13 protein-coding genes and 3 pseudogenes are annotated in these 15,925 nt (G+C 56.8%); 5 read left to right on the plus strand and 11 right to left on the minus strand.

Annotated features, from left to right (window positions below; translation table 11 throughout):
* Positions 1-44 precede the first annotated feature (44 nt).
* Positions 45-983 (plus strand): DMT family transporter, encoded by a 939-nt coding sequence (locus KDK82_RS09250; protein ID WP_088164658.1) that lies wholly within the window; start codon positions 45-47, stop codon positions 981-983.
* Between the two features lie 41 nt (positions 984-1,024).
* On the opposite strand, the pseudogene KDK82_RS09255 reads toward KDK82_RS09250, so the two are convergent.
* From KDK82_RS09255 to KDK82_RS09275, 6 genes and pseudogenes are all read right to left on the minus strand, one after another.
* Positions 1,025-2,621 (minus strand): annotated as a pseudogene (locus KDK82_RS09255) (bifunctional aspartate transaminase/aspartate 4-decarboxylase).
* A gap of 64 nt (positions 2,622-2,685) precedes the next feature.
* The gene (gene aspT, locus KDK82_RS09260) at positions 2,686-4,377 is read right to left on the minus strand and encodes an aspartate-alanine antiporter (protein ID WP_034398603.1); all 1,692 of its coding nucleotides are present in this window, start codon (positions 4,375-4,377) and stop codon (positions 2,686-2,688) included.
* 367 nt (positions 4,378-4,744) lie between these two features.
* Complete coding sequence (locus KDK82_RS09265; protein ID WP_088164660.1) at positions 4,745-5,128, minus strand: hypothetical protein; 384 nt, start codon at positions 5,126-5,128, stop codon at positions 4,745-4,747.
* Between the two features lie 83 nt (positions 5,129-5,211).
* Positions 5,212-5,475, minus strand: a pseudogene (locus KDK82_RS09270) (dihydroxy-acid dehydratase); the annotation flags it as partial.
* A gap of 500 nt (positions 5,476-5,975) precedes the next feature.
* A complete protein-coding gene (locus KDK82_RS31870; RefSeq protein ID WP_143343421.1) occupies positions 5,976-7,259 on the minus strand; it encodes a hypothetical protein in 1,284 nt (427 codons plus the stop codon).
* Between the two features lie 489 nt (positions 7,260-7,748).
* Positions 7,749-8,027 (minus strand): hypothetical protein, encoded by a 279-nt coding sequence (locus KDK82_RS09275; RefSeq protein WP_088164661.1) that lies wholly within the window; start codon positions 8,025-8,027, stop codon positions 7,749-7,751.
* A 295-nt stretch (positions 8,028-8,322) separates the two neighbouring features.
* On the opposite strand from KDK82_RS09275, the gene KDK82_RS09280 reads away from it, so the two are divergent.
* Positions 8,323-9,765, plus strand: a complete 1,443-nt coding sequence (locus KDK82_RS09280; protein WP_088164662.1) for an iron-containing redox enzyme family protein — start codon at positions 8,323-8,325, stop codon at positions 9,763-9,765.
* A gap of 41 nt (positions 9,766-9,806) precedes the next feature.
* Here the strand turns inward: KDK82_RS09280 and KDK82_RS09285 are convergent, their stop codons facing one another.
* The 3 genes from KDK82_RS09285 to KDK82_RS09295 form a co-directional block, all read right to left on the minus strand.
* The gene (locus KDK82_RS09285) at positions 9,807-10,298 is read right to left on the minus strand and encodes a hypothetical protein (protein WP_088164663.1); all 492 of its coding nucleotides are present in this window, start codon (positions 10,296-10,298) and stop codon (positions 9,807-9,809) included.
* 211 nt (positions 10,299-10,509) lie between these two features.
* The gene (locus tag KDK82_RS33110; protein WP_256974426.1) at positions 10,510-11,019 is read right to left on the minus strand and encodes a hypothetical protein; all 510 of its coding nucleotides are present in this window, start codon (positions 11,017-11,019) and stop codon (positions 10,510-10,512) included.
* Between the two features lie 11 nt (positions 11,020-11,030).
* Entirely contained in the window at positions 11,031-11,969 is a 939-nt protein-coding gene (locus tag KDK82_RS09295) for a hypothetical protein (RefSeq protein ID WP_088164665.1), read from the minus strand.
* 587 nt (positions 11,970-12,556) lie between these two features.
* Between KDK82_RS09295 and KDK82_RS09300 the strand changes: the two are divergent.
* Both KDK82_RS09300 and KDK82_RS09305 read left to right on the plus strand, forming a co-directional pair.
* Positions 12,557-12,962: pseudogene (locus tag KDK82_RS09300) on the plus strand (YkvA family protein).
* A gap of 286 nt (positions 12,963-13,248) precedes the next feature.
* The gene (locus KDK82_RS09305; RefSeq protein ID WP_013802306.1) at positions 13,249-13,470 is read left to right on the plus strand and encodes a hypothetical protein; all 222 of its coding nucleotides are present in this window, start codon (positions 13,249-13,251) and stop codon (positions 13,468-13,470) included.
* A gap of 261 nt (positions 13,471-13,731) precedes the next feature.
* Here KDK82_RS09305 and KDK82_RS31875 read toward each other — a convergent pair whose 3' ends face one another.
* The gene (locus KDK82_RS31875) at positions 13,732-14,415 is read right to left on the minus strand and encodes a hypothetical protein (RefSeq protein WP_143343422.1); all 684 of its coding nucleotides are present in this window, start codon (positions 14,413-14,415) and stop codon (positions 13,732-13,734) included.
* Positions 14,416-14,822: 407 nt separating this feature from the next.
* Positions 14,823-15,548 (minus strand): hypothetical protein, encoded by a 726-nt coding sequence (locus tag KDK82_RS09310; RefSeq protein ID WP_143343426.1) that lies wholly within the window; start codon positions 15,546-15,548, stop codon positions 14,823-14,825.
* Between the two features lie 154 nt (positions 15,549-15,702).
* Between KDK82_RS09310 and KDK82_RS09315 the strand changes: the two genes are divergently transcribed.
* Positions 15,703-15,909, plus strand: coding sequence for a phage integrase N-terminal SAM-like domain-containing protein (locus tag KDK82_RS09315; protein WP_088164667.1), 207 nt, complete (start codon positions 15,703-15,705; stop codon positions 15,907-15,909).
* The last annotated feature ends 16 nt before the right edge of the window (positions 15,910-15,925 follow it).

Below are 15,925 nucleotides of genomic sequence, written 5' to 3' on the forward strand. Positions count from 1 at the left end.
CTATTTGCTTTACGAGAATTTACTGCCACGAGACGATCGCGGCCATGCAAGACAGAACCCATTCCTTACAGGCCGCATCCGTAGCCTCCGCCGCGCCCGCACAAGCCGCTCCCACAGCGCAGGAGACACGCGGCCAGTGGCTGATGATCGCGGGCGGTGTGCTGCTGGGCACGGTCGGCATATTTGTGGAAGAGGCCCGCCAGCACCCGTTGGTCACCGTGCTGTTTCGCTGCGCCTTCGGCGCGCTGGCGCTGCTGGCCTGGGGCCTGGCCACGGGCCGCGTGCGGGAGCTGCGCGTGCGCGGCAGAAGCTGGGCGGTGGTGGTGGCCACGGGCGTCCTCATGGTGCTGAACTGGGCGCTGTTCTTTGCGGCCATACCGCTGACCTCCATTGGCGTGGCCACCATCGTGTTCCACATCCAGCCGGTGTGGATCATGCTGTTCGGCACTCTGGTGCTGCGCGAGGCCATGGCGCCACGGCAGGTGGCGGCCGTGCTGGCGGCGTTGTTGGGACTGGTGTTGACCACCGGGCTGCTGGGTGGCGATGTGGCGGCCTGGGGGCCGGACCATGTGTCCGGACTGCTCATGTGCCTGGCCGGCTCGCTGTGCTATGCGGCCGTGACCATCCTGGCCAAGACCGAGAAAGTGGTCACGCCGTTTGCGCTGGCCTGGTGGCAGTGCGCGGTCGGCACCGTGCTGCTGCTGTGGGTGCCGCTGGTTCATGGCTGGCCGCAGGCGCCGTCGTCCTGGGCGTGGCTGGCAGGGCTGGGCGTGCTGCACACCGGCCTGGCCTATGCCATCCTTTTTGCGGGCATGGCGCGCCTCACGCTGGGCCGCATCGCCGTGCTGCAGTACGTCTATCCGCTGACGGCCATCGTGCTGGACTGGGTGGTCTACGGGCGCGCGCTGGGCGCCGTGCAACTGGCCGGCGTAGGCCTGATGGCCGGGGCGCTGCTGGTGGTCAAGGCCCGACAGCTGCGATGAGCCGTGCGGGCAATGAGCCGTGCGGGCCTTGTGCGCAGGGCCTACTCCTTGCCCAGCGCCTTGTACTGCTCGTACAGCTCGTCGGCCAGCCGGCGCAGGGCGCGGCCTATGGCGGCGTACTCGTACTCGTTGAGGTTGGCCAGCGAGGCGCGGCCCGAGGGGCGGTCGGACCCGAAGCCACGGCCCGGCAGCAGCACGATGCCGGTCTCGTCCGCCACGCGGAACAGCATGTCGCCCGTGGACGACTGCTGCACCGCCCACTGCGAGAAGGCCTCGCCATAGAGCCGGCAGGTCACGTTCTGCAGGTCGATCAGCGTGTAGTAGTTGACCGAGTTGGGGTTCTCCAGCGGGGGGCATGCCCAGCTCGCGGTACAGCGTGGCCTCGCGGCGGCGGATCAGTTGCTTGAGCGCCTGCTTGTAGGCGTCGGCTTCATCCATGAGCGCAAACAGCGAGAACAGCACCATCTGCACCTGCTGCGGCGTGGACAGGCCAGCCGTGTGGTTCAGCGCCACCACGCGGCTGTCGGCCACCAGGCGGTCGATGAACTTGAGCGAGCGCACATCGGGCAGCAGCGACCGGTAGCGGTGGTCCAGCGCCTTCTTGGCGGACTCGGGCAACTGCGCCAGCGCATGGTCGAACACGTTGTCCTTGTGCGCCGCGATCACCCCCAGGCGCCAGCCCGTGGCCCCGAAATACTTGGAGAACGAATACACCAGCAGCGTGTTCTGGGGGCAGACCGAGAACAGCGACTGGAATTCATCGGCAAAGGTGCCGTAGACATCGTCGGTGAGGATCAGCAGGTCGGGCCGCTGCTCGGCCACGATGGCGCGCACGCGGTCCAGGCTGCGCTGGTCCATCTTCACGGACGGCGGGTTGCTGGGGTTCACGCAGAAGAAGATCTTGACGTCCGGGTCCTTGAGCTTGTCCAGCTCGGCGTCGGAGTACTGCCAGCCGTTGTCGGGGTCGGCGTGGATGGGCACTTCCTTGAGGTCGTACTGGGCCAGTTCGGGGATCTCGATATACGGCGTGAACACCGGCATGCCGATGGCCACCTTGTCGCCGGCCTTGAGCAGGCCGCTGATGCGCAGGCTCTCGAAGATATAGGCCATGGCCGCCGTGCCGCCCTCGACCGCGAACAGGTCCACCGACTCGGGTGGCACGGCGCCGCCTGCCATCTCGCGCACGATGTACTGGCGCACGACCTGCTCGCTCACGGTGAGCATGCGCGGCGGCACGGGGTAGTTGCAGCCCAGGATGCCGTCCACCATCTCGTGCAGGAAGGCGGCGGGGTCCAGCCCCAGCTGGTCGCGCACATAGCTCAGCGACTTGCCCAGGAACTTCACCCCCTCCTGGTCGCGGTGCTCGGCGATAAAGCGCTCGAAGCGCCCCTCGATGCCGTCGAGCTTGGCCAGCCCGCCCACGCCCACCGTCATGTAGGAGTACGACAGCTCCGACTCCGCCGCCGCGAACAGCCCCAGCCGGAAGAAGGCCCGGCGCGGCGTGGTCGCCAGGAAGTTGGGATTGCCACGCCCCGCATTGAGCATGAGGCGGTTGGCCTTGCCCGAGGCCACCTTGATCAGTTCGTCCTTGAGTTCGAACGGGCTCAAATTCGCCAGACTCCGATAATCCTTGCTCATTGCGCAGCTCCTTGTGATGGTCCTTGGTGGTCCTTGGGGATCGGTCAGGGGTGATCAGGGGTGATCAGGCAAAGGCGATGACCAGCGGGCCCAGCAATGTGAGGAACACATTGGCCAGCGCATAGGTGATCGCAAACGGTGCCGTGGGAATCGAGTTGCCGGCCTTGTCCAGAATCTCGCCAAACGCCGGATTGGCGCTGCGCGCCCCCGACAGCGAGCCCGCGAATACGGCCACGTTGTCATAGCGCAGCACGTACTTGCCGAACAGCATGGCGATCAGCAGCGGCACGATGGTCACCACCACGCCCAGCAGGAACAGCGTCAGGCCCTGCTGCATCACCGTGGTCACGGCCTGCTGGCCCGACTGCAGGCCCACCATGGCCACGAAGCCGGCCAGGCCCAGGTCGCGCAGCAGCGTGGACGCTGCCGTGGGCATGTTGCCGAAGGTGTGCTTGCGGCTGCGCCACCAGCCGAACAGCAGGCCCGCCAGCAGGGCGCCGCCGCCGCTGCCCAGCGTGATGGGAATGGAGCCCAGGCGCAGCACCAGCAGCCCGATCAGCAGGCCCACCGTGATGCCCAGGCCGTGGAAGACAAAGTCCGTCTTGTCGCTCGGCACGATGATGGGGCCCACCGACTGCGCGGCCTTCTGCACATCCTGCGGCGTGCCGAACAGCGTCACCACATCGCCCGGCATCACCATGGTGGCCGGCGCAATCGGCACCGGCGTGCCTGCGCGCATCAGCGCCACTGCGTATACACCGTGCTTGAACTCCTGCGACAGGCTGTCCAGGATGTCCTTCACGCTGCGGTTCAGGTACTGGTTGTTGGAGATGGCCACGTCGCGCCGCACCATCACCACGTCCATGCCCTCGGCGCCCTGCAGCTCCTCGCCCACCGAGGCGCCCAACGCCACCACGGCCGCACGCCGTCCCACCAGCAAGATGATGTCGCCCGCCTCCAGCGCCAGGCTGCCGTCCACGCCCACCATCGCGTTCCTGCGCTGTATGCGCTCCACCGTCACCGTGCCGCCGTTGGCGGTGGCGCTGGCCTCCAGCTCCGCCACGGTGCGGCCTGCCTGTCCCACGCGGAAAATGCGGCCCACCAGATCCGGCACGGCCGGTGACTCGCCGGTTCCGTACACGCGCACGCCCTTGAGCAGCTCCTGCTCGGCCTGGATCGCGTCCTCGCGGATCTTGCGGCCCGTCAGCCACTGCAGCACGTTCACGCACATGATGATGGCGCCGAAGGAGCCGAAGATATAGGTCACCGCGTAGCCGATGGCCACATTGGCCTGCATGCGCTGCACCTCGTCGGGCGCCAGCCCCAGCTTCTCGATGGCCGAGCCCGCCGTGCCGATGATGGCTGACTGCGTCAGCCCGCCCGCTGCCAGCCCGGCCGCCAGCCCCTTGTCCAGATGGAACACCCGGGCGATCACCACCACCGTGACCAGCCCCGACACGGCCACCACCAGGGCCATCAGGATCTCCTTGACCGACTGCCGCCCCAGCGAACGGAAGAACTGCGGCCCGCTCTCGAAGCCCACGGCATAGATGAACAGCGCAAACAGCACCGCCTTGATGCCCGAATCAATGGTCACCCCTACCTGGCTGATCAGCACCGCCGCCAGCAGCGACCCCGCCACGCCCCCCAGCTGGAACGACCCGAACCTGAACTTGCCCACCCAGTAACCGAGCGCCAAGGCCGCGAACAGCGCGATTTCCGGAGCCTGATGAAAGATGCTTCTGAGAAAGTCCACAGCCACCTCTGCTTCTGGGTTGAGGTCCACGGCGGCGCAAGGCAACGGAAGCTGCTGCCCCGGGAGGGCAGGGGGCATTGCGTGCGCGTGGACTGGGAAACGGCGAGTCGCTATTGGAAATAGCTATCGAAAATACTTCTGCACAAATGATTGTGACCAAGAAATATTCAATCGAATATGGCTATTTCATTGACTTCTTTGAGTCAATCCTTATTGAGAACAGAGCCACTATTCACGACAAAGACCAACGGCAATGTAGGACTGTGCCGTCAGCAAAGAGCTGATGTATATGCAGGCCTGCCTTGTTTGCAGGCCTTGAGTTCGAGTTGTTGGATGAAAACTATTGGCCACCAACTGAATTCATCAATCACGCATCTCGCGCCCAGATGAGGTGGAGTTCTCCATCCACAAAACCGGCGCTCACCGCTTGCGACTGGCGCAGCCGAAGGGCTCCCGCTGCTTCCGAGGCCACGTAGGAGCCAAGCAGCTTCCTGGCAGCAGCAAGCCCTTTCTCCCACTCGCTTCCCACGACGTCATGCGGCAACTCGAAGTGAGGATCGTCGGACATGAATATGTCATCGCACGCCCAGTCCGGGTCCTGCGGGTCGTAGGTCGGGCAGCCCACAATCTGGAGCTCGTGCGATGTGGGCGAGTCATACAGATTGAAGTGGAATGCTGCAATGCCGTCTGGCAGATCGCCGGACAGTGTTTCGTCAACCCATTGGGAGAATTGCTTTTCAATTGCTTTCATGGTTTCAATATTCTGATGCAATGTGGATCACAAAATCTTTCCATCATATAGGGAAGTCTGAAAAAATAATTGATTCGCATGCTTCAAAAAATATCCGGCTCCGGCACAGCCCTCCCAAAGCCCGTCTCCAGAAAATCAAAATCGCATCCCTCATTGGCCTGCAGGATATGGCGGCCGAACAGCCAGCCGTAGCCGCGCTCGTAGCGCGCGGCCGGGGGAGTCCATGCGGCGCGGCGGGTGGCGAGTTCCGTGTCGCTGACTTCCAGGTGAATGCGGCGGGCGGGCACGTCGACCGTGATGCGGTCGCCCGTGCGCACCAGGGCCAGCGGCCCGCCCACGGCGGACTCGGTGAACAGTGCCGCAGGTAGCCGTAGGACACTCGCTGTTTTCCGACATGCTGCAATCCCTGATCCACACCCTTGCCGCCCAGTGCTGCGAAAACACATTGGGCATCTCCAGCAATGATCCCACGCAAGAGGAAACTTGATCAGCGGAATTCGACGTGCTAGGTTTTAGCGACTAGGCCTTAGTGCTTGGCCCGCCTTCTCGGCAGTGAACGTGGGCAACGCCACCATCGGCCGCCTGGACTCCGATTGCGCGCATGGCCGGAGGCGTGACGGTGTCTGCGCAGGATGTGGGGTTTGAGGTAGTGGGGAGAGTGAATACGCGGGGGATTGCTGGTTCCAGCGAGTTTTACTATTGGGGGGAGCAAGCTGCAGAGTAGGTTTATCGGAAAACAGCATTCGACTGTTGCCATAAAAGAAAGACCCACATCTGTGGGCCCTTCTTTTGTTAAAGAGAATTTAAATATCAAGCAATCAATGTTTTTTTAAAACTGTCTTTACTGTTAATTGCTAGAGTATATCTGAATATTGCGGATTCCAAAACCAATCGAAGAGTTTTTGCCATTTCTCTGAGATGCTTCTGGTCCGGTGCCCCAAGCTCTAACAACATAGTCGCTGGGTGTTTTTGAGAAATTATAAGCCGGATCAATTGCATTTAGCACGTTCTGGAACTGATTGATGTCAAGGCTCCATTGGTAGTGTCTGAAATCAGAGAAAGTCAGGTGGGTAAATGTCATGGATTGAGGTCCAAGCGTACCAAATTGACTGGTTGCTGAGGTGAATTTTTGACCAACAATCGGCATGTCCGTATACCCTGAATCAGCAAAGCTATAGGTGTCCGTGAAGCCCCTGGGATCGTACATATACTGGCTGTAATAAAACCATTTGCTTGGATTGTTTTTATCAACAAATTCGTAAGCAAATCCAACTGCCCCTATGGCAGAGTTGGCTGCATCAAATGTTGAAACTGGTATTGCCGCCTCAAATGAGGTGATCAACTTGGATCCATTCTGGAATATCTGGAGTGGCTGATTGAATCTCTCTCCAAAATTAATATTTGCCGATCCGGTCACCGTTGGCTGTTTTGATGTATCTAGGTACATGCCATTATTTACCCCTTGTGCCTGAGCAAACGTTGCGCCAGGTACATCTGCCAGCCCTCTCTGAAATTGCGAATACTCCGCTGGACTATTGGTATAAATAAGGTTGGAGGTGATTTGATATTTGTCGCCGGATATCGGTGTTTTGTCAGCGCTTTGACTTCCAAAAGGGTTGAGATAATTCATGGATATATAATATCCATTTGGCACTGGTTGATCCAGGGTTGTAATAAATTGATCGATATTGGAAGATGTGGCTAGACCATTCCTGTGATCAAAGATGGAGTTGTAATAATTTCCTGGAGAGCTTGGGAAGGTGACAATCTTTGGGGACGACCTTAGTTCAGAGACATCGCCTGTCCCATCAGCATCTATTGCATATGCGCGTAATTCCCTTGTTGTGCCATTCCAAAAAGACCTTGGAATTGTGATATTCCATTGAACATATGAATTGTTTCCGCAGAAATTAGCCCATGGCATGGGGCGGTAAGAGTTTGCTACAGTTCCACCAATAAACTCACCATTTCCCGAGTAAACATGTACATGCACGTTCCTTGGGTTCCCGTTTATGCATGCCCATCCAGATATGTGATCTGGATTTGATGTCTCGAACTCTCCAATGATTGGCACTGCTGCTTGCAGATTACCCACTAAAAAGATAGCAGTTGATAATATGATATTTTTCATGAAAAAATCTCTTGAATTCCAAATTGGGAAGGAAACTGTAATGGAGTCTTGCTCCGAATTTTAGCGGCTTATATTTCTAATAATCTCGTGTCTCCTCCTTTGGTAAAATATTAGTATTAAACACCGTTGCGGAATTCATCTCATTACGGCTAGATGTGATGATATTCCAGTTGCCTCATCTATAGTAAGCTCTATCTTATAGTGCGGAACTATTCAGCGCTGTGACTCTAGTCAACAAGTGCGCTACAAACTGCGCGATTGAGTTGTACCACATCTCACCGTATGTCCACTAATAGTCTAGTGCGGGACAGTTTATTTCCTGGGTCTGTGGCTAAAAGGAGCGAAATCCGTCGAGTCAGAGCGTTGGCCGCCACGGTGTGGATGTGTCAATAATTCCTGATATATTGATATGTCATCATGAATACATCATGAGCGCATATACACCTGTGGCGCTCTCCGACGAATTGAAGCTGCAGACAACTGTTTAGTTCAACCGCGCAGGCCAGACCTATTGCGGGCCTCTGGTTCCAGCGCGCTTGTTCGTAGCCTATCCAATGCGCCTGCCAACCCATCGCGCCTCGACGCGGTACAAGCCATCAGTGCGGTGCCTGTTGCGGTAGCCATCAGACGCCCTGCGTCGCTGGGCTGTCCCAGGGCCCAGCGCAGGGCCAGCAGGCCGGCGCCCGGTACCAGCCAATGCTCGCCGGGAAGGCCGGGCCGGTTCCTGTTCCACTGCTTCATCGTTTCGGTCTTCTGGGCAATCGCCATGGAAGACTTCTTGTGCCAGGGGATTCCATCTTCCCTGCGCACGGGCGCTGGTGCTGTTGGTGCGTGCATTCGGCGCGGGTGCGGCATCTGCTGCCGAGTGCCGGGGGCGCAGAAGGCCGGCTCGCCCACGCTTGATGAATCCACTGCCAAGAGCGCGGGCGCCAGGGCGACGGCGGGCCGGCCCGGGCGCCTGCGCCAAGGGTAGGCGTATTACGACGCACAGGAAGGCGTTGGCCCGATGGCTGTACCGAGGGCCACACCGCATCCTGAAGGCGTTACGGACCAATGCCCCACCATGAACACAGAACTGCTGGACCCCCCACGTACCGAACCGGCCGCTGGCGCAGGCACGCTTGAGCCTTCTTTCCTGCATGTGCCGCTCTACGAGCGCCTGGCCAACCATCTGCCCACCGAACAGGAGCGCCAGGCTGCTGCGGACTTCCTGCACGGCGTGATCGCCGAGACCTCTGCCGATGCCGATGGCCTGCCGGACAACCCGGAGCACCTGACCGACTGGATGCGTGCCAATGTCGAGAAAGTGCACGCCCAGTACCAGGCCTACCTGGCAGAGCGCAAGGCGGGTGCGGCACGCCGCTACTTTGGCAACCGCGCCCATGCGCTGTACTTCCTGCGCAATGTGGCACCTACCAAGCTGGTGGACGGTTCCTGGCTCTACGGCCTTTGCGCGCACGCGGGCAACTCACGCATGTCGGACCTGGTCACCACCTATGTGGAAGAACTGGGCGACGGCATGGCCGACAAGAACCACGTCAAGCTCTACCGGGAACTCCTGGCCAGGTATGGCCTTGATCCCGTGGAGGACCTGCCCGACGAGCTGTACCGGCAGGGGCTGGTACAGCTGGCGCTGGGCTGGAATGCGCAGCAGTTCCTGCCCGAGATCGTGGGATTCAACCTGGGCTATGAGCAATTGCCGCTGCACCTGCTCATCACCGCCTACGAACTCAATGAACTGGGAATAGACCCCTACTACTTCACGCTGCATGTGACCGTGGACAACGCCGACACCGGCCATGCCCGGCGCGCCTGCATTGCCGCCTGGGAGAACGCGCCGCGCATTGACGATGGCGGCGAATACTGGCGCCGCGTACGCGCAGGCGCCCGGCTGGCAGACACGGGCACCAGCACGCTGGACGTGATCAGGTCGTTCGATATCGAAGCTGAGGTGGTGCGCATCCTGGCGCGCAAATCGCCTTCCGGGCATGGCGCGCACTCGGACTTCTGCAAGGTGGCCGGCCGCAGCGTCAATGACTGGCTGTCCCGTCCGCAGGACATGCCTGCCTTCCTGGCCGCGCTGGAGCAGGCACGCTGGATACAACGCAACCGGCCTGCGGAGGAAAGCCGCTTCTGGCAGCTGCTGCAGGGCGAGCGGGCAGAGATGTTTGGTGTTTTCTCCCCCTATGAGCTGCAAGTCATTCATGACTGGCTGCGTGGGCCGGCCAGTGCGGATGGCGCATCCTTCGAATCCGTGGCCGAGCCCGGCAAACCGGCGCGGCGCATGAGCTTTCGCGTGGCCGAGCGCCTGCGCACATCCCGTGGCGCGCGACCGGACCCGGGCCGCAGCGCGCAGGAACTGGACACCGACCTGATGCTCTTCGAGCAGCGCTACCCCACGCTCGAACCAGCGGCCCAGCATGAGCTGCTGGTACAGGCCATGTCACCGGGCCTGCACTGGACGCCCCTGGGCCTGCGCGCCACCCGCCTGTTCCTGGGCCGGTAGGCCATTCGACCCTCTTTACCTACCCGGGAAAAATCATCTGGTCATTGGGCAAGACTGGCTTGCTCTTTGACCCATTCCCGGCTTTTGCCGCGCACACACCAGGCGGGATTCTTTACCCAGTCTGTGAAATAAATGGTGGGGTGGTCTTCCAGAATATTGCAGCGTGTATAACCTAATTTTGGCATGGCATAGTATTGAAAAGGCGTAATTGCAAAAATACAAAAAAACATAATAAAAATTCCAACGGCTATGGCAGATAAAAAAATGCGCGTTGGGATTTTTATAGCGTCTTCTGTGCAAGGTACCGATTTCTGTATTGCAATGATAATTCCTGTGATTGAAATTATTAGAACACACAACGCAATTGGATCAAATGGTGTGATTCTTACAGATGGGGCGAGTTTATTTAAATCATCTAAGGTTTGATATAGGGAATATAAAATACTCCAAATTGACACTGTTAGAAGCAGCAAGAAAAGTGGAATACTCCATATTAGTGATTTTCTGATTTCGTTCAAATTTCTTTTGTCCATTTTAAGACTCATCAATTTTTGCGATTGATGAGGGGTGGCAGATTATTAGGAAATAAAGTTTATTATTTCCCAATTTTTATCGATTCTATTTAAATCTATCCCGGTAGAGGATGCCATTAAGGCCATGGCTGGCCTTTTCGGGTCCAGTACTCGCTTTATGCAAGAGGGGCCATGCGACCGCTATTTGTAGGCCTTGTGATCTGCACTTTTTTTATGGATTTAGCTCGGGGCTACCACCTAGACGGGCTTGCTCATTAATCCACTCCCTGCTTTTGCCGCGTACGCACCAGTCAGGGTTTTTCACCCAGTCTGAAAAATAAATATTTGGATGGCCTTCTAATATATTGCAGCGTGTGTATCCTAATCTTGGCATGGCGTAATACTGAAAAGGTGTAACAACAAGAAGGCAGAAGAGCATAATTCCTCCGCCTGTGATTACAGAGATCGCAAGAATGCGCTCTGAGATTATTTGAGTGCTTGCTTTGCAGGGGATTGCTTTTTGTATCACTGATACAAGTATCGTAAATCCCATTATCGGGAAATATACCCCGACCAAATCACCAGGTGTGATTCTTACCGAGGGGGCTGAATTTTTTAGATCGGCGATTGTTTTTAGAAATGAATTTTCTGTATTCCAAATTGAAAAAAATAAAACAAATAGAATTGATGGAATTCCATATATTAATGATTTTCTAATCTCGGTTAAGTTGTTTGTTTTCATTTTGATATCCGTCAATTTTTCCTGTTGATAGGAAGTAGCAAGATATTATTTGGTTCCGATGATGCATAATTGTATTTTATTCTTTCACTTTGACTATTTAATTTTTTCTCAGTCACAGCATTGGGATTGATGCGATATATTCCATGGGGAGTACTGTCTGTTTGCATTTTTAATGCGAAAATCACATTCTTCTTTATATCCCAAATCTCGTCAATTTTATTCAAAGCTATCCCAGACAAGAACACTGCGACAGCCATTGTGATTAACGGCAAGATGGCAAGAGTTGCTGCACCTACGCCCACCACTAATCCTGCTCCAAGGTCCACCATCGTCGCCAACCCAGCCTTGACCGCCTCCACTCCAATCCCTCCCACCAGGTCATGCATGGTCTTCTCGTCGTTGAAGATGAAGTCCAATGTCTCCACGCCGATGCCAACGACCAAGCTCAAGATGAAGCCCCCTCTGGCAACGCCCTGAATGCCGCGCATGCCCAGGCCCATCTGCACCATGCGGGGATTGGTGGTGAGAAAGCGCGTGCCCTGCAGCAGATTGCCGCGAAACCCGGCTCGGCCCGTGATGATGATATAAGTGCCTTTGGGCGTCGCCTTGACATAGGTGCGCGCACCGGCAAGGCGCAATGCAATCAGCGTTCTGGTGAACAGGTACGCGTCATTGGCCAGCATGGAGGCGGGTATGGTCCAGGGTTTGCCGGCATTGGGGCTGGCCGTGTGCGTCCAATACCGGCCCAGGGCGCTTTGGGCCAGGATGGCGCGCAGGCTGGCCTCCAGGCGTGGGTCATTGCGCGACCTGTCTTGCAGGACACCTAGGAACTCTTGCGGCGTGAGTACCACCACGTCCACCTGCTGGCTGTCCATGCCACGGGTGATCTGCCTGTTGAAGGCCTTTTCATAGCTGATATACGGGCGGGTGAGATCTGTGGATGTTGCCATGGCCTGCAAGCGAATGGTTAATGGAATGAATAAGGAAATGGTGGTTTGCCAAATGCCAGAAAAATCACAAACACAGGCCTCCCATCAGGCCTGTGAGAAATCAGGTCCGATCAAGGTATGAGAGTGGGAATTGCGCGTTCGCAATCATTCCCAAGGCCAATGTCAATCAATGGCCTTGGAATTCTGTTGTGGGAGTCCGGCTATTTGATTTCTTGGGTATCTGGAAGTCAAGCAGAAAGGCTGGTGGGTGATTATTTTCAGATTATTCCTAGATGCATATATGAGATGCACGCCTTGAGTGCAGTCGATATGGATTTGGAATGGGGAAGAGGGTGGTGACAAGGCTTTGCCAGTCAGTGCAGCCATTTGCCCCAGTGGACGCAGGCCTGCCAACACGGCCGTGCTGCAGGGCCTATGCGGCCACGGACACGGCACCGTGGCGATGCGGTCATGAAGACCCGGTACAAGGAAATCGCGCGCAGCGGGCTGGCGCTCCATATCATCGGATGCCGAGCGGGCACGGCAGCACAGCCCCAACCGCAACGGCCGGCCGCCATCATCCAGCCCGTTCACAACCTCGTATATCCATGACAGCCGGTGAAAAATTGAAGGCCTGGGCACGACGCATCAAGCGCGATGGCGTCAGCCTGTGGTTTGCCTGCAAGAGCCCCCAGACGCCCTGGTATGCCAAGACCCTTGGCGCTTTTGTGGTCGCCTACGCCCTGAGCCCCATCGACCTGATCCCCGACTTCATCCCCGTGCTGGGCTATGTGGATGATGTTCTGCTGCTGCCCGCGCTGATCTGGCTCACCGTGCGGCTGCTTCCCCCGGCCGTGCTGGCCGACAGCCGCCAGCCGCCAGCAGGCCGAGGCCTGGATGCAGTCCCAAGGCTGCAAGCCCCGAAGCCGTGCCGGAGTCGCCCTGGTGGTGGGCGTCTGGCTATGCGTTTGCGTGGGGGCCTTCCTTGTGTTCCGAGGGCGCTGGGGTCTTTGAGCGCGGCGCCTTGCCGGGCTTCGCGGCGGCGGGCGGACAACAGGCAGGGGCGGGCGCTGCGCTAGAGCGCTGTATCATCTCGCCCAGGTGCTGAACACACCTTCACAGGCGGACCTCGCCACACTCCCGAAAGCAGTTGGACGTACTCACAGGAGGCCTTATGGCTGCTTTCCTTGCGGGCGTATCAATGCCCGAACCCTCTCCCAATCCTTTGCGTGGCCCCGTGCTTCGAGCGAATGGGCATTTCTTTGCATCAACTGCCAAGCGTGCTCATTGAGGAGTTGCCATGCTGTACTTTCAACTTTCCGAGCCGGAGTACAACAGCCTGCGGCGCGTGCAGGATCAGTTGGGGCTGATTTCCAGTTTGATCATTGGCGCCTACCCGGGGCATGCCTTGGAGCCGGTGACTCCTGGGCAATTGCTTGCGTTTATTCAGGCGCAGGAGGAGGCGCTTGAGGGGGTGATGGGGGGAGTTAGTGAGCGCGGGGTGGTTCGGGGGACAGATTGACTGGGGCGCCGCACTGGGAGGCCACGCATGATTTGCGTGGCCTTTCTAGGTGGTTTGGGGCTGATAGCGGGGTTTGGAGCATGTGGACCGTCAGTCTCTTGAGGACTGCTCTCCGCCATGAGCCGTCGCTGGTGGGATCAGGAATCAGACATTCAATGCACAAAGTAAGCGGCGCCGAAGCCCGGCAGGGCGAAGGGAATCAGCAAGGGCCATGAAGATTCCGAAGGCATGGCCCTTGCTGACGTCCGCTTGACCGCCTAGTTAGGCAACCACGCCTGGGATGGGCGAGATTAGTGTGTCTGTGGTAATGATTGCTTGATGTACTTCGACAGGTACAACTAATGGTCTATTTAGCAACAGATGAGGTTGAGCCAAAGGTCGCAACCCTTCTATTGCATCAAGAACGGTAAATTCCCTTCGCATATATAGCTCGTTAGCTATTTGCCTCTGAAGCGGCGAAGATAGGTAAATTTTTCTTGGCATGTTCGCATCAGCAGCCAGAAATTGTTGAACAATTCCCCATGAGGCGTAGAATGCCTCCATGAATGAGGCATCGTAAGGTACGGGGCAAACCACGAGATTTTTTGATTGATCAACTCGAATGGCGTCAAACTTCCCTTGATGCGCGGGAACAATACCCAGCCTAAGTCCCGGCGCGCCCTCAAGAGCGCTGAGGTTTATTTTCACTGTCGTGCCGACCCATCTGTCAGAATCTCGGCAGCCAACGAATAATTCAGCTTTCCAAAGGCCCTTAATTGGGCTCGGCAAGTTTTCTCGTGCGGAGCTATACCGGAACTCTTGCGCTATGTCGCTAAGATATTGCTTCAGTTTTGGTGGTTGTGCTTGAGCACCAGTGAGGATGCGAGATTTGTCAGTTAGCGCCCCAGCCGCTGTATTGATAATTTGGAGGTAGCCGTTTTTTTGCAGCAAATAAAATTGACTCAATCTGTGTTCCAGGGACTTTGCAGTACCTTGTTAGTGCGTCGTAAATACGCTCTGTAATATGAGGGTGCTTCCTTTGCAGTGCATCGTGGACCGCATACTCAAAGCAGATGCCGTCGCCATCTCCCTCTCTTCGTAGGCGCGGTAACATCTTTAACTTGATATTCCCGTAACCATTCATCTCTGTGACTACATCTTGTTTTAGCGAGTAGAGGAGACAGGATAATATTGGTCTAATAATTGCAATTGATACCGAGTAGGGTCGGCAACCGGGCTTTGTTGTGCTTCTTCTAGAATTCTTACTGCTGCGTTTTTCATCTTTTTCTCATGAGTAATCTGATCTATCTTGGTGGCCTAACGTTGACATTCAGCGGCGCCTATGAGCGTCCGCTGCAATGTAAGGTTAGCTTTCATTTAGAGGACCAGTTCTCCAAGAACTTTTTCTCGCTGTCTTTAAACCACAGGTATGCAGCAGACCAAATCGAGCCGTAGAAAACAGACAAAACTGCAAACTGCACCCAAGCGCCTATCGGCTTCTCGACGACTGGATCATTGAAGACCTTGATCCACTTCTGGAATGGATCAACCAAGCCAGTCGCAAGGAAGAAGATGATGCCCGCTGAGAACAAGAGCGTCATGAAATACCAGACCAAGGTACGACGTTTGCGCCACAGCGGTGCCGTAGCTGGGGCGATGGACATGCCAAAGAGGTACTCACAGTACGGAACGCGAAGAGGCTCATTGCCACGATAGAACCAGGGCTGAGCCTCGCGTTTGGCACGATCCCAATCGTGTTTAAGCAGCAACGCCATTCGAATTTCAAACTCTTTAAGGTGATCGGTCACTTTGTCGATATCAGAAAGGCGTTTTGCCGTAGTGACGAGGCCCTGATCTTCACTGTCGAACGGGTTCAGGTTCAGTGCAAGTTGCCCACAGAGAAGTACCAATTTCTGCTGATCGTTGATTTGGGCAGCCGCAGTTAAGTCGGCAGCAAGTGTCCGCATGGCTGTGCGCCACTTGGCGCGCTCAGCTGTAATGTTTTCGACTTGAATCTTCCGTTCGCTGTTGCGTAAGGCGATCAAAGCGCCTATCAAACCGGCGACGACGGAAGAGGATACAATTGCAGCGAATTCCAATCCGATTCCTTGTGAAAGCTAACGTAATGTAGACCACGCCAACCCGCAGGCCATATCTGGCACCTGCGGTCTAAGCTGGCACGAAAAAATAGGGAAAGGGGCTTGTAGCTTGACGGCAGAAAAACTATATGAAAATACAGTACTAAATTCAGCCATGAAACCTGCCTCCCCTCCTATGTTGCGCGCCACACGGTTGCTGGACTGGGGCCGTGAGCGAATTCGTTACAAACACTATAGCCTGCGTATCGAGCAGGCCTATGTGCAATGGGTGCGCATGTTCGTGAAATGGCACGGTTTGCGGCATCCACGCGACATGGGCCAGATGGAAATCAGAGGTTTTCTGGTCATCATGGCTGAATGACGGCTTTGGAGCTTCT

Source organism: Delftia sp. K82, from assembly GCF_002193035.1.
Classification (GTDB): domain Bacteria; phylum Pseudomonadota; class Gammaproteobacteria; order Burkholderiales; family Burkholderiaceae_C; genus Comamonas; species Comamonas acidovorans.

Excerpts from the sequence above, each read along its gene's own strand:
- KDK82_RS09305 (WP_013802306.1), top strand. The coding sequence starts at position 13,249 with ATGCTGTACTTTCAACTTTCCGAGCCGGAGTACAACAGCCTGCGGCGC.
- KDK82_RS31870 (WP_143343421.1), bottom strand. The coding sequence starts at position 7,259 with ATGAAAAATATCATATTATCAACTGCTATCTTTTTAGTGGGTAATCTG.
- KDK82_RS09275 (WP_088164661.1), bottom strand. The coding sequence starts at position 8,027 with ATGGCGATTGCCCAGAAGACCGAAACGATGAAGCAGTGGAACAGGAAC.
- KDK82_RS09295 (WP_088164665.1), bottom strand. The coding sequence starts at position 11,969 with ATGGCAACATCCACAGATCTCACCCGCCCGTATATCAGCTATGAAAAG.
- KDK82_RS33110 (WP_256974426.1), bottom strand. The coding sequence starts at position 11,019 with ATGAAAACAAACAACTTAACCGAGATTAGAAAATCATTAATATATGGA.
- KDK82_RS09285 (WP_088164663.1), bottom strand. The coding sequence starts at position 10,298 with ATGGACAAAAGAAATTTGAACGAAATCAGAAAATCACTAATATGGAGT.
- KDK82_RS09265 (WP_088164660.1), bottom strand. The coding sequence starts at position 5,128 with ATGAAAGCAATTGAAAAGCAATTCTCCCAATGGGTTGACGAAACACTG.
- KDK82_RS09250 (WP_088164658.1), top strand. The coding sequence starts at position 45 with ATGCAAGACAGAACCCATTCCTTACAGGCCGCATCCGTAGCCTCCGCC.
- KDK82_RS09315 (WP_088164667.1), top strand. The coding sequence starts at position 15,703 with ATGAAACCTGCCTCCCCTCCTATGTTGCGCGCCACACGGTTGCTGGAC.
- KDK82_RS09280 (WP_088164662.1), top strand. The coding sequence starts at position 8,323 with ATGAACACAGAACTGCTGGACCCCCCACGTACCGAACCGGCCGCTGGC.